The organism is Lacticaseibacillus salsurae (assembly GCF_045862175.1).
GTDB classification, from domain to species: Bacteria; Bacillota; Bacilli; order Lactobacillales; family Lactobacillaceae; genus Lacticaseibacillus; species Lacticaseibacillus salsurae.
In genome coordinates this window covers 40,258-53,374 of sequence record NZ_BAAFZI010000007.1, presented here as the reverse complement: position 1 = coordinate 53,374, position 13,117 = coordinate 40,258, and the positions used below count along the sequence as shown (strand labels likewise).

The following is a 13,117-nucleotide window of genomic DNA, read 5'->3' as shown; positions in this document are numbered from 1 at the left end:
TTTGAAAAAGCAACACGTGTGGTTGATTGTGTTTGGGGTATTTTTGATCGGGGCCAACTTACGGCTGCCGATCACGATGATGCCGCCATTATTAAAAGCGTTAAGTGCCAGTGGCATTTTACCAAGCAGTTTAGCTGGCTTGGTCACGTCGATCCCACTGGCAATGTTTGCGGTGATGTCGCCGATGATCGGCAAACTTGGCGCCAAATTCGGCGCTGGGCGAGTGTTGACTTTTGCCGCATTAGCATTGGTATTAGGGGCTGGTTTGCGCTTAGTGCCAAATGTTTGGGGGCTGTTGATCGGGACGGCTTTGGCTGGGCTTGGGATCACTGGTGGCAATGTATTGTTGCCAGCGTTGATCAAAAGTGAATTTCCGCGGCGCATTGCCATCATGACCACGATGTACACGACCGCAATGGGTTTGGTGGCAAGTGTCGGTACCGGCACCAGCGGCGTTTTGGCCAAACATATTGGCGCAACATCAACTATGGCCGTGTTTGGTGCTGTAAGCGTGGTCGCATTAGTAGTTTGGTTAGGCGTTTTACCCCAGTTAAAAGGCCACCCACATGCCGATACCCCTCAGATGGCTACAATACGCTTGACGCAGGTGCCTTTGGCTTGGTTGATCGCGTTATTTTTCGGGCTTCAAAGCGTCCTTTATTATTCGTTGTTGACCTGGCTGCCAGCGATTTGGCAACATGCTGGCTTTGATGCGGTGACGGCTGGCACCTTGGCAACATTGTTTCAGTTATTTGGCTTGCCACTGAATATGTTGACCCCAGCGCTGGCAGAACGACGGCATGGTTTAATGACTGTGGTCGTGATCGCTGCTGGTGGCTTTGTAATCGGCTTGGTCGGGGTGTTAATGGCACCAGTTGTATTTTGGCTTCAAGCCGTGATGGCCATCATCATGGGTGCCGGCAGTGGCGCGGCATTTTCCCTTTGTATCGTGTTTTTCCAAAAGAAGACCAAAAGCGCCCAAGGGACTGCCAGTTTATCTGGTATGGCACAATCCGGCGGCTATATTTTGGCGGCTGTCGGACCGGTAAGTTTTGCTTGGTTGGCGCAAGTGATCGCGTGGTCTGGAGTCGTTGGCGTGTGCTTAGGTTTGAGTTTGTTAATGGGGATGATCGGCGCGATCATCGCCAAGCACGCTGCGATTGCGGCGTAACGTCGACTGGGCTTCAATGCTAGGCATCAGGGAAATGTTCAGCCTTTTTTTGCCAAGCCTGCGCAGAGGTTTTGATTGACGTTGACGTGAATTTGCGATATAGTAGTAGCTGGTATTGTTTGCCCCACGATAAGCCCCGGAAACTTAACGTGTCAAACACTCACTGAACAATTTTTGGAGGAAACAAATCGTGCGTACAACATTCATGGCTAAGCCAGGCGAAATTGAACACAAATGGTATGTCGTCGACGCAACAGACATCAGCCTCGGCCGTTTGTCTTCTGTTGTTGCCAGCATCCTGCGTGGCAAGAACAAGCCGACCTTTACCCCTAACGTTGACACTGGCGACAACGTCATTGTGATCAACGCTTCCAAGCTGAAGTTAACTGGCAAAAAAGCCTCTGACAAGATCTACTACCGTCACAGCCAACATCCAGGTGGTTTGAAGCATGAAGTCGCTGGCGACTTGCTGAAAAACAACCCTGCTCGTTTGGTTGAATACTCCGTCAAGAAGATGTTGCCTACCAAGAACACTCTTGGTCACCAACAATTCTTGAAGCTTCACGTGTATGCAGGGGAAGATCATTCCCATGCTGCCCAAAAGCCTGAAGTACTCGACATCACGAACTTAATCTAAGGAGGATACAACTGTGGCTCAAGTATCTTACAGCGGCACTGGTCGCCGCAAAAACTCTGTTGCCCGCGTACGCTTAGTACCTGGCACTGGCAAAATCACAATGAACGGCAAAGACGTTCATGACTATTTGCCATACGAACACTTGATCTTGGACATGACTCAACCTTTCGGCATGACCGAAACCACGGGTCAATATGATGTCCTTGTTAACGTTAACGGCGGCGGCTATACTGGCCAAGCCGGCGCAACTCGTCACGGTATCGCCCGTGCGTTGCTTACCGTTGACCCAGACTTCCGTGGTGCTTTAAAGCGCGGCGGCATGCTCACACGTGACCCTCGTATGAAGGAACGTAAGAAGCCAGGTCTGAAGAAGGCTCGTAAAGCAAGTCAATTCTCCAAGCGTTAATCTTCGGATCAGCGTTTATACGAGATTTGTGGAAGCATCTCACTTTGGTGGGGTGCTTTTTTCGTCAACACAAAAGCCGCCTGGTTGCAAACCAGACGGCTTTTGAAATTTCATTTGGCAAGACTAGAAATCGTGGTGCCTTGGCCATAAAGGCTTTCCCAGTCCTTGGTGAACCCATCCACTGCAGCTTCAATCGCTGGGTTGCCTAAAGCTGCGCCTAAAATATCTGCGCCCATGGTGCAAGCCGCCGCACCGACTTCAAAAGCATCGTTGACTTGGCCGACAGTGTGGAAAGAAGCAGCTAAGATCTTGCTGGCGCTATTTTGACGATCGATAGTGGCTTGAATATTGCCTAAGATCTGTTTGGCATCAAGGCCCATATTGACCATGCGGTTGAAATAAGGGGCTAAGTAATCGGCACCGACTTCAATGGCTAAGCGTGCTTGGATCTCGGAGTAGATCGCGGTGGCAGTCACGTTGAAGCCTTCTGCTTTAAGGATCTTCATGGCCGCTAAGCCTGGCGCATTGGTTGGTACTTTGACAAAAACATGATCATCAATGCGTTCGCGGATCGTGTGCGCATCTTGAACGATCGCTTCAGTGCTACGGCCGACTGCTTGGACATGTAAGGTCTTATCCAAGCCGATAATGGCACGGATCGCGTTCATATGGTTGAAGAAATCGACTTTGCCTTCTTTTTTCACAATGGTCGGGTTTGATGTGACCCCAGCCAAAGCGATCATGGCGTTATATTTTTTGATGTCGTCAAGATGGATCGTATCGAGTAAAAATTCCATTTTTCTCACCTCATATTGTTGATAGTTCTAGTGTAGCGTGGTTGGCACAAATGCTTCAGCAAGTTCAGCTACCGAAATCCGCAAACGTTGATGTTCCAAGCATTCCGGCAGACAATTGGTCTAGACATGCACATTTGTGCGTTTCAAGACAAGATGCGCTGAGCGGTTTCACTGTCGGTGATCAAGGTGTTCAACACCCCCATGGTCAAAAACGTTTTGATCGCTGGGGCTTTGGTCAGTGAGCGCACCACGCCGACGGTATTTGGCGTTTGCTTGAGTTGCTTGAGGTCAATGGCGATGGTGCGATCATGCAAGGCGCCTTTAAGCACGCGGCCATGGCGATCAAAAAAGGTGCAACAGCAATCGCCGATCACTTCACGATCTTGTAATGCCGCGATGTCCTCAGCGGATAAAAGGTCTCGCCAGCGACTGGTGCCGCGGTTCAACGCCCCGCCAATGCCGACAAAGGCGATATCCAAGTGATTCCAAATTTGGCGGATGGTTTGAAAATATTGCGATTGCCAAATGCCATCGCGGATCATTTTAGATTCTTGCACCGCTGCAGCGTCGATGAACAAACTTTCACCACCGAATTGTCGAGCGGCATCATACACGATCCCATTAACATGGTATTTGGCATTTGCCGAACTGGGACCGCCGACTAAAGGGACAAAGGTGGCATTGGTTTTGATCGGATGATCTAATTGGCCGACCATGCCCGAAAGTGTCGTGCCCCAAGCAAAGCCGATTTTTTGCCGCGGGGCAATGATACGTTTCAAATATTGCGCTGCTGTTTTGGCCAGTTGTTGGTTTTTCGTCGCACTGTCAGCGTTGGGGTCAGTCGGTATGACGATGGCATCGTTTAAGCCAAAGCGCTGCTGGAGTTGTTGTTCCAACTGATAAGTCGCCACGTCGAAGTGATGGACTTGGATCGTGACGATGCCAGTATCTCTAGCGCGCTTGAGTAAGCGGCTGACTGTCGAGCGGTCGACTTGCAACATGGTGGCCACTTGCGATTGGGTGCGATCGTCAACGTAATATAAGTACGCCGCTTTGGCCATCAAGTGGATCTTTTCAACCTCTTGCATCGGCTACCACCCGTTGATCGTGGCGCGAATGCCAGCGGCTTGCAGCTGACGTTGAAAGCTTTGCAGATCATCGGCAGTCAGTTGTTTGACGTCTTTTAAGGCGTACTCGCGGTGCAAGTCAGCATATTTCTTTAAGCCAAATTGGTGAAATGGCAATAGTTCCACTGATGGCACATGCAAGCGGTTGAACAACTCACCAAAATGCTTGGCATCGTCGTCTGAGTAGTTGAATCCTGGGATCACAGGAATGCGGACTTGCACGGTCAAGTCGGGTATTTGCATGGCAGTTTGTAGATTTTTCAAAATCAACTCGTTGCGGGCGCCGGTGCCGGCTTGATGTTTCTTGCTGTCCCATTGCTTGCAGTCAAAATACATCAAGTCAATGTATTGCGCCATGTCAGCGAAGACTTTAGGATTTGCGTAACCGGTAGTTTCACAAGCCACATGGATGCCAGCTTCATGACAAGCTTTGGCCAAAGCAGTGACAAATGTCGGTTGAAACAAGACTTCGCCACCAGATAAGGTGACCCCGCCGCCAGATTCTTCATAAAAGTCACGGTCTTGTTCAATCACCTTCATTACCGCGTCAACGGTGTACCATTTGCCAACGGTGACGTTGCGTTGTTTGGCTTCGTCGTACATGGGTTCTTCCAAGCCAGATTGCGATTCTGGGTTGGAACACCACTGACACCGCAATGGACAGCCTTTGAAAAACACCACCGTCCGGATCCCAGGGCCATCGTTGAGACTGAATTTTTGAATGTTGAAGATCAAGCCGAGTTTGTCTTGCTCTGCCATGACGCTCACCTTCCTTTACGCATAATGTAGCACGTTTGGTTTCAAACGTAAATAAATAATTTACGTTAGTGTCTAAAATAGACTCGTATTTGCGTCACAGGCGTGCTAAACTATGGCTATCGGAGGTGTTCGCCATGGTCGCAAAACGAATCGATCGCATTTTACAGCGGGTGACAGAAGCCGGCGAAGTGGAAGTCAATCAACTAGCCAAAGAATTATCAGTGTCGCAAGTCACCATTCGCAAAGACCTCACCACATTAGAAGAAAAAGGGTTGCTGCAGCGCCAACACGGCGTCGCCATTATCAATGATCCCACTGATCTGCGTTCGCGCTTGGCCCAAAATTACGAAACCAAACGCCAGATCGCCTTGCGGGCAGCCAATTCAGTGAAAAATCAAAGTACCATCATGATCGAGTCCGGTTCAACTTGTGCGTTATTGGCAGAAGTGTTAGGGCAACAAGGTAAGCGCGTTACCATTATCACGATCTCTAGTTTCATCGCCGATTATGTCAGCGATTATCCGAATATCGAAGTGATCTTGCTCGGTGGTAATTATCAAGCCGCTGCTCAAGTGGTGGTTGGTCCTTTGACTAAAACGATGCTAGCACAGTTTCAAGTGACCCAATGTTTTGTGAGTACGGATGGCTATGCCGCGGATTCAGGCTTTTTTGGCAATGACTTGATGCGCAGCGAGATCGTCCAAAGCATGGCCAAACATGCTGATCAAGTGACGATCTTGACTGACTCGCAGAAGTTCAATCGCACCAGTTTGGTTCACCAGTTAGGGTTTGATGATGTGGATGAAGTGGTGACAGATAGCGGGATCTCGGATGCGGTCAAGCAGCAACTGGAAGCTGTCAACGTCAGCGTCAAAGTGGCAAAAGCAAAATAATACGATTAAACGGTCGATCAAAGAATCGACCGTTTTTTTGTGCGGAGAATCAATGGTGAGCTGCACAATTGTGAGAATTTATCCTGATCGTTGTTTTTAAATTGATTTTCGTTTGAAACGATGATACATTATGAACGTAAACATAAACCGATTTCAAGGAGGAAATTCAAAATGGATGCCATGAAAACCCAAACCACAATTGCCAAAAGCCCGATCGCGAAAGGTGAATTCGGAAAGTTGACCAAGCGCATGCATGATCTGCGCGAAACGATCATTGATGCGAAGCCTTATGTCGATCCGCAACGGGCGGTGTTGGCCACAGAAGCTTATCAAGCTCACCAAGATGAACAACTAGATGTGTTGCGGGCTAAAATGTTGGCCCATATCCTCGATAAAATGACGATCTTCATCGAACCACAAACGCTGATCGCGGGCAATCAAGCCCAACAAAACCGTTGGGCCCCAGTCTTTCCAGAATATTCGATGAATTGGGTGATCGACGAATTGGACACCTTTGAAAAGCGCCCTGGGGATGTTTTTTATATTACTGAAGACACCAAAGCCAAATTACGTGCCATTGCGCCTTTTTGGCAACACAACACCTTGGAAGATCGCGGCTTGGCAGCATTTCCACCTAAGAGTCGGGTATTTTACGATTTGGGGATCATTGGCGCTGATGGCAATATCACCAGCGGCGACGGCCATATTGCCGTGGACTACACGGCCTTGATCAATAAAGGCTTGAAATGGTATGAAGCCCGCGTCCAAAAGGCGATGGCCGCTTTAGACCTCACTGATTATGACCAGCAAAAGAAACTTTACTTCTATCAAGCCAGTTTGATCACCATTGATGCGGTGAAAAACTTTGCCAAGCGCTATGTCGCTAAAGCTCAACAATTAGCTGCAGCGACTGACGACCAAGCCCAACGCGACAATTACTTGCAGATCGCAGATATTTTAACGCGCGTACCTTATGAACCAGCACACACTTTGCGCGAAGCGATCCAGTCGGTTTGGTTGGTGCATTTGGTGTTGCAGATCGAATCCAATGGGCACTCGGTTTCCTATGGGCGCGTGGACCAATATTTGGATCCTTTTTATGAAGCAGATCTCAAAGCTGGGCGCATCACGCCAGACCAAGCAGTGGAATTGATCACCAATTTGGCCTTGAAGACTTTGACCATCAACAAAGTGCGTTCTTGGCAGCACACTGAGTTTTCAGCTGGGTCGCCGCTGTATCAAAATATCACCATTGGCGGACAGACGCCAGATGGCCACGATGCCGTCAATCCAATGTCTTATTTGATCTTACAAGCCATTGCCCAAGCTCATCTACCGCAACCGAATTTAACCGTGCGTTATCATCATGGGTTGTCTGACGACTTTATGCTGGCGTGTGTGCAAGTGATCAAGCAAGGGTTGGGGATGCCGGCATTTAATAATGACGAGATCATCATTCCGTCGTTTATCAAACGCGGCGTCAAAAAAGCCGATGCCTATAACTATTCATCCATCGGTTGTGTCGAAACGGCGGTACCTGGCAAGTGGGGGTATCGCTGCACTGGGATGAGTTTCATCAACTTCCCAAGAACGCTGTTGATCGTGATGAATGGTGGCGTCGATCCAGAATCGGGCAAACAATTGCTACCAAATTATGGCCGTTTTCCCGAAATGACCAGCTATCAACAATTGCTGGATGCTTGGGACAAGTCGTTGCGTGAGATCACGCGGCAATCGGTGATCATCGAAAATACTTGCGATATGGTGTTGGAACAAGGCTACCCAGACATTTTGTGTTCAACATTGACTGATGATTGTATTGCGCGCGGCAAAACGATCAAAGAAGGCGGCGCCGTTTACGACTTTATTTCTGGCTTACAAGTCGGCATCGCCAACTTGGCAGATTCGCTGGCGGCGATCAAGAAGCTGATTTTTGATGAACACAAGTTAACACCAGAACAATTGTGGGATGCACTGCAGTCTGATTTTGCCGGGGATGAAGGCGAAAAGATCCGCCAAATGTTGCTTAACGATGCGCCTAAATATGGCAATGACGATGAGTACGTCGATTCACTGATCACGGAAGCTTATGCGCCATATATTGATGAAATCGCCAAGTATAAAAACACCCGCTATGGGCGCGGTCCGATCGGTGGCTTGCGTTACGCTGGCACTAGTTCGATTTCGGCTAATGTTGGACAAGGCCATTCCACGCTGGCCACGCCTGATGGTCGCCATGCGCGCACGCCGTTGGCAGAAGGGTGCTCACCAGAACATGCCATGGATACCAACGGCCCAACTGCGGTGTTTAAAAGTGTGTCCAAGCTAGATACCGGTGCGATCACTGGCGGCGTGTTGCTCAATCAAAAAATGTCGCCGCAGATCTTACGCAGTGAAGAATCATGCATGAAGTTAGTCGCGTTATTGCGGACCTTTTTCAATCGCCTGCATGGCTACCACGTGCAATACAACATTGTCGATCGCGCGACGTTGATCGATGCGCAAGTACATCCCGAACAACACCGGGATCTGATCGTGCGGGTCGCGGGGTACTCAGCATTTTTCGTCGGGTTATCCAAAGAGACGCAAGACGATATCATCGAACGCACAGAACAAAGCATGTAACTGAAAACAGGGACGTGGCATACGCAGTTTTAGTCAATCAAACAAGCGGCTTTGCACCACGATTCGTACTGAATCGCGGTGCAGAGCCGCTTGTTTGACTTGGCGGTACAAAATGTCTCGCGACGATGTGATTAATGTCTGGTCCACTTTTTTTCAATCTTGCTTGAGCATACGCATTTGCGCGTCATATAAGTTAAAGTACGCCCCGTGTTTAGCCATCAACGTGTCATGATCGCCAGATTCGACGATTTGACCATGATCGATCACTAAGATTTTGTCCGCGTTGCGGATCGTTGACAAGCGGTGCGCCACGATGAAACTGGTGCGCCCTTGTAGCAGGCCTTGCAAACCAGCTTGTAACAACTGCTCAGTGTGCGTGTCGATCGCCGCGGTGGCTTCATCTAAAATCAAGATCTTGGGATCGGCTAAAATGGTGCGGGCAAAAGCAATTAATTGTCGCTGGCCGGCACTTAAGCTGGCGCCGCGTTCTTGGATCACAGTGTCATAGCCGGCAGGTAGGGTTTGGATGAAGTCGTCAGCACGCGCAATTTTAGCGGCTGCTTGGATCTGAGCGTCTGTGGCAGCTAAACGGCCGTAGCGGATATTTTCGGCGATGGTGCCAGAAAAGATGAAAGTATCTTGAAGCATCACACCCATTTGTGCGCGCAGGGAGGCCAACGTGACGCGCTTGATATCAATGCCGTCAATGGTGATCGTGCCATCAGAGACATTGTAAAAACGCGACAATAAGTTAATGATCGTGGATTTGCCAGCGCCAGTCGGCCCAACTAAGGCGATCGTTTCGCCAGGCAAAGCGTGGAAGCTGACATGATGAAGCACTGTCGGTTCGTCTGGTGCGTAAGCAAACGATACTGAATTAAATTGGACGTCACCATGGATCGGCGGCAGTTCAAACGCGTCAGGAGCATCGGCAACGGCTGGCTTTTCATCCAGCAACTCAAAGATCCGTGCGAGATAAGCCGTGGCAGTGATCAGTGAGTTATAGAAATTGCCGATATTGATCACAGGGTTCCAGAAGTTATTGATATAGCCTAAAAAGGCGATTAAAGTCCCAGTAGTGACCGCCACGCCTAAATGCGAGATCCCGACAAAATAGATCAACGCCGTGGTCATCGTCGCAATGTTGTTAACACCAGGAGACAAGGCATACTGCACATGCACGGCGCGCATATAGGCGTGCCGATTTTCTTCAGCGACATGATCAAAATGCCCGATCGCAGTTTTTTCTTGGGCAAAGTCTTGGGTCACTTTAATGCCGGCGATGCCTTCGTGAATATAGGCATTTAAGTTTGATTGTTTATTTGATAGTGCCGCAAACGCCACGGCTTGCTTTTTTTGAATGACATAAGTCCAAATCAATAGCACTGGGATCAACGCCATGGAATATAAGGTCAGTTGCCAATTGATCGCGATCATAAAAACCAAGGTGATCACCAAATTCAACAAATCGGAGATCAAGTTGATCAAACCGTTACTTAACAAATCAGACAAGGTATTGATGTAATTCACCACGCGAATCAAGATCTTACCATGCGGGCGGGAATCAAAATAGCTGTTGGGTAAAGTCTGCAAATGGGTGAACACATCGCGGCGCATGTCTTTTAAGAGATCTTGGCCGACTTCAGTGATGGTCCAGATCCGGTAGCGATAGCAGCCAAATGCTGCAATCAAGCTAAGCAAAAACGTTGCCGACAAGCCTAGCAATGCCTTTAAGTTATGCTGCGGGATCTCAGTGTCGATCGCCAATTTCATCAAATAAGGCCCTAAGATCAATGCCACGTTTCCAACTAAGATCGAGCCTAGTGCTAACAGTAATTTAAGGCGGTAAGGCTTGAGGTAATGGCCCAATCTCGCGTAATCATGCCAGTTGAACCGGTCGTTTTCTGCTTCATCGACATCATAAGTATTGCGCTTAGCCAAGCGGATCACCTCCAGTTTGTTGGGCATACGTGGTGGCATAATAGCCACCTTGTTTCAGCAATTCTTCATGGGTGCCATGGGCGACGAGTCGGCCATGTTGGAGCACTAAGATCTGATCGGCATGACGCAAACTTGAAATGCGACTGGCGATAATAAAAACGGTTTTATCAGCGGCAACTGTTTTTAAATGCTGCTGGATCTCGGCTTCAGTTTCCATATCCAGCGCACTGGTGGTATCATCCAAAATCAAGATCTTAGGATCGTTGACCAACGCGCGCGTTAAGGAAATACGCTGTTTTTGGCCACCGGAAAGGCCGACCCCACGTTCGCCGACGACGGTTTGATAACCTTCAGGCATGGCATTGATAAATTGATCAGCGGCCGCGACTTGCGCCATTTGCCGAATATAAGGCACTGGCGCTTCATGGTTGCCATAGCTGATATTGTCGGCAATGGTGTCTGAGAACAAAAACAGATCTTGCATGACGACAGTGATCTGATCGCGCAAGGCATTGATCGGCCACTGTTTTAAATCGACGCCATCCACCAACACGCGCCCTTTAGTCGGGTCATAATATCTGGCGATCAGATCCATCAACGTTGACTTGCCGCTACCAGTTTCGCCTAAGATCCCAATAGTTTGTCCGGGCTCGGCAGTAAAGTTGATATTTTCAAGCACTGGCGCTTCAGGGGCGTCAGGGTAAGCGAAGCTGACATGGTCAAATTGCACGCGGCCTTGCATTTGGCGCGGCTTTTCAATGACAGGGGCTTGAATGGATGATTTGGCCCCAAGTAATGCGCGAATTTTGATCGTGGCGGCAGAAAAGCGTTGCGCGTCGTTGATCAGCCAACCGCTCATGCGCATTGGCTGGTTCAATAGCCACAAAAAGCCATTGAATGTGACCAAGTCGCCTAAACTCATCCGCTTGGCGATCACCAACCCACCACCCAGCAGCAATACGATCACTGATAGTAAGCTGGCTAAGAAGTCTAGTGGTGGCAAATAACGCCGCGAGATCCCAGCCGCCGCCATGTTTTGGGTTTTGTAATCGTGGTTGAGGCGATCAAATTTGGCAATTTCATAATCTTCGCGGGTGAAAGCTTTGACGACACGGTTGCCAGAAATATTTTCTTCCACCATGGTGTTGAGCCTGGCAAAACTTTGACGGATGTTGAAATACACTGGCAACGCTTGTTTGGACATGTGATAAGTCAAAATACCGATCAAAGGCGTGACGATCACCAAGGCGATCATGAGTTGCCAATTGATCGCACCCATCACGACCACCGCAGCTAAAAACCATAAGATACATTCCATGCCATTGTAGGAGACCCAACAGATCATATTGCGGATCGCATCGGTATCGCCGGTCATGCGCGCCATGAGATCGCCTGTACGCACCGTGTTGAAGTATGTAAAATCAAGGCTTTGTAATTTCGCAAAGAGATCGTGCCGCAAGCTGAACAGCGCATTTTGGCCGATCCGCTCAAACAATATAATGTAGCCATAGCGCATCACCGTACGGATCAAAGTGGCGCCGATCATCACTGCAAGCATCGGGATCAATTGTTCTGTGTGCCCGCCATCAATGACGGTATCGACGATCATCCCGCCTAACATCGGCACAATGATCACGCCGATGGCATTGATCACCACCAAGATCATGGCAAAAATTAAACGGGCCTGGTCTTTTTTGACATATTGCCAAATCCAAGTATATGGGTTCATAAGCGTTCCTCCAGCTTGGATTATCCAAGCTTTGTCGCCTGGCGTGAATGGAGAAAACCGCTTGGAGACTTGGAGTTTTTTGACTAATGCCTATGATTTTTTGATTGGTTTTGCGCTGGCGTTCGCTTACAATGAATCCGATTACATGAAGGAGGGATAAAATGCTGGACTTAAAGACGTTTTCGCCAGATGTGCTGTACGCATTCGTTTACCAAAACGACAAGCCAGGCACTTATCCTTACCACAGTCATGAATTTTTAGAGTTGTCGATCATGTTGCAAGGGGCATCACGTTATCACATTGAAGGCTTGCACCAAGAGATCCATGCCGGTCAAGCGTTATTGTTCAATCCTGGCGTCCATCACCAAGAGACGCAGCCACCAAATACGCACAGTACACAGCTTCATATCGGGTTTCGCCATATCGCCTTGCCTGGATTACAACCAGATTTTTTACCTTTTGCGCAAAGTATCGTTGATCTTGGCGAACAAAAAGCCGCATTTTTTGCTTGTGCGCACCGCATCGCCAAGGAAACTAAGGCGACGGATGCTTTTGGGCATGAGTTGATGTTACAAGCACAGATCGTTGAGCTATTGTGCTGTTTGATCCGCGCGCTACCCAACAACCAAGTCGCCGCGGATCACTTTGAATCGGTGACGCCAGCGCATGCCAGCGTTGATCAACAAGCTTTGGTGGCGCAAGCAGAGTATTATTTGCAAGCCCATTATCAAAGCGGCGTTAGTGTCGCTGAAGTGGCACAAGCGTTGCATGTGTCGCCAAGTTATTTGTCGCGCACCTTTAAAGCGTTTAAAGGGGAAAGCCCGATGAGCTATTTGACCGCGTTAAGGTTGAATCAAGCCAAGCAACTGTTGGATGAAACCAATTTACCGATCAATCAAGTCTCTGGCGTGGTCGGCTATCAAGACCCGTTTTATTTTTCCCGGTTGTTCAAACAGCATTTTGGTCGATCACCTTCGCAGATCCAATCAGACCATTGAGCACTAAAAACGGCTTGGACGACGAAATTCGTCC

11 protein-coding genes are annotated in these 13,117 nt (G+C 48.8%); 6 read left to right on the top strand and 5 right to left on the bottom strand.

Translation table 11 applies throughout. The features are described 5' to 3' along the window. Position 1 precedes the first annotated feature (1 nt). The 3 genes from ACKTSG_RS04100 (at position 2) to rpsI (ending at position 2,214) form a co-directional block, all read left to right on the top strand. On the top strand, positions 2 to 1,171 hold the full coding sequence (locus ACKTSG_RS04100; protein ID WP_407892224.1) for an MFS transporter: 1,170 nt from the start codon (positions 2 to 4) through the stop codon (positions 1,169 to 1,171). A 190-nt stretch (positions 1,172 to 1,361) separates the two neighbouring features. Next, positions 1,362 to 1,808: a 50S ribosomal protein L13 gene (gene rplM, locus ACKTSG_RS04095; protein WP_407892222.1), complete on the top strand. Its 447-nt coding sequence runs from the start codon at positions 1,362 to 1,364 to the stop codon at positions 1,806 to 1,808. Positions 1,809 to 1,821: 13 nt separating this feature from the next. Further along, positions 1,822 to 2,214 carry a 30S ribosomal protein S9 gene (gene rpsI, locus ACKTSG_RS04090; protein ID WP_054715218.1) on the top strand — a complete coding sequence of 131 codons (393 nt, stop codon included), beginning with the start codon at positions 1,822 to 1,824 and terminating at the stop codon, positions 2,212 to 2,214. 110 nt (positions 2,215 to 2,324) lie between these two features. Here the strand turns inward: rpsI and ACKTSG_RS04085 are convergent, their stop codons facing one another. The 3 genes from ACKTSG_RS04085 to ACKTSG_RS04075 form a co-directional block, all read right to left on the bottom strand. Next, on the bottom strand, positions 2,325 to 3,011 hold the full coding sequence (locus tag ACKTSG_RS04085; RefSeq protein WP_407892220.1) for a fructose-6-phosphate aldolase: 687 nt from the start codon (positions 3,009 to 3,011) through the stop codon (positions 2,325 to 2,327). A gap of 143 nt (positions 3,012 to 3,154) precedes the next feature. Then, entirely contained in the window at positions 3,155 to 4,099 is a 945-nt protein-coding gene (locus ACKTSG_RS04080; protein WP_407892218.1) for a sugar-binding transcriptional regulator, read from the bottom strand. A 3-nt stretch (positions 4,100 to 4,102) separates the two neighbouring features. Beyond that, positions 4,103 to 4,897: a glycyl-radical enzyme activating protein gene (locus tag ACKTSG_RS04075; protein ID WP_407892216.1), complete on the bottom strand. Its 795-nt coding sequence runs from the start codon at positions 4,895 to 4,897 to the stop codon at positions 4,103 to 4,105. A gap of 134 nt (positions 4,898 to 5,031) precedes the next feature. On the opposite strand from ACKTSG_RS04075, the gene ACKTSG_RS04070 reads away from it, so the two are divergent. Then, on the top strand, positions 5,032 to 5,790 hold the full coding sequence (locus tag ACKTSG_RS04070) for a DeoR/GlpR family DNA-binding transcription regulator (RefSeq protein WP_407892214.1): 759 nt from the start codon (positions 5,032 to 5,034) through the stop codon (positions 5,788 to 5,790). A 180-nt stretch (positions 5,791 to 5,970) separates the two neighbouring features. Further along, positions 5,971 to 8,415: a glycyl radical protein gene (locus tag ACKTSG_RS04065; protein WP_407892285.1), complete on the top strand. Its 2,445-nt coding sequence runs from the start codon at positions 5,971 to 5,973 to the stop codon at positions 8,413 to 8,415. A 153-nt stretch (positions 8,416 to 8,568) separates the two neighbouring features. On the opposite strand, the gene ACKTSG_RS04060 is transcribed toward ACKTSG_RS04065, so the two are convergent. Both ACKTSG_RS04060 and ACKTSG_RS04055 read right to left on the bottom strand, forming a co-directional pair. Continuing rightward, positions 8,569 to 10,395, bottom strand: coding sequence for an ABC transporter ATP-binding protein (locus ACKTSG_RS04060; RefSeq protein WP_407892212.1), 1,827 nt, complete (start codon positions 10,393 to 10,395; stop codon positions 8,569 to 8,571). Then, a complete protein-coding gene (locus ACKTSG_RS04055) occupies positions 10,349 to 12,085 on the bottom strand; it encodes an ABC transporter ATP-binding protein (RefSeq protein WP_407892210.1) in 1,737 nt (578 codons plus the stop codon). The genes ACKTSG_RS04060 and ACKTSG_RS04055 overlap by 47 nt, the downstream gene beginning before the upstream one ends. Before the next feature lie 161 nt (positions 12,086 to 12,246). Between ACKTSG_RS04055 and ACKTSG_RS04050 the strand changes: the two genes are divergently transcribed. Beyond that, positions 12,247 to 13,083, top strand: a complete 837-nt coding sequence (locus ACKTSG_RS04050) for a helix-turn-helix transcriptional regulator (protein ID WP_407892208.1) — start codon at positions 12,247 to 12,249, stop codon at positions 13,081 to 13,083. Positions 13,084 to 13,117 lie beyond the last annotated feature (34 nt).

Bases quoted from the DNA above. Each gene is read 5' to 3' on its own strand.
- ACKTSG_RS04075 (WP_407892216.1), bottom strand. From the start codon at position 4,897: ATGGCAGAGCAAGACAAACTCGGCTTGATCTTCAACATTCAAAAATTC.
- ACKTSG_RS04050 (WP_407892208.1), top strand. From the start codon at position 12,247: ATGCTGGACTTAAAGACGTTTTCGCCAGATGTGCTGTACGCATTCGTT.
- ACKTSG_RS04060 (WP_407892212.1), bottom strand. From the start codon at position 10,395: ATGCCACCACGTATGCCCAACAAACTGGAGGTGATCCGCTTGGCTAAG.
- ACKTSG_RS04065 (WP_407892285.1), top strand. From the start codon at position 5,971: ATGAAAACCCAAACCACAATTGCCAAAAGCCCGATCGCGAAAGGTGAA.
- ACKTSG_RS04085 (WP_407892220.1), bottom strand. From the start codon at position 3,011: ATGGAATTTTTACTCGATACGATCCATCTTGACGACATCAAAAAATAT.
- ACKTSG_RS04070 (WP_407892214.1), top strand. From the start codon at position 5,032: ATGGTCGCAAAACGAATCGATCGCATTTTACAGCGGGTGACAGAAGCC.
- ACKTSG_RS04055 (WP_407892210.1), bottom strand. From the start codon at position 12,085: ATGAACCCATATACTTGGATTTGGCAATATGTCAAAAAAGACCAGGCC.
- ACKTSG_RS04080 (WP_407892218.1), bottom strand. From the start codon at position 4,099: ATGCAAGAGGTTGAAAAGATCCACTTGATGGCCAAAGCGGCGTACTTA.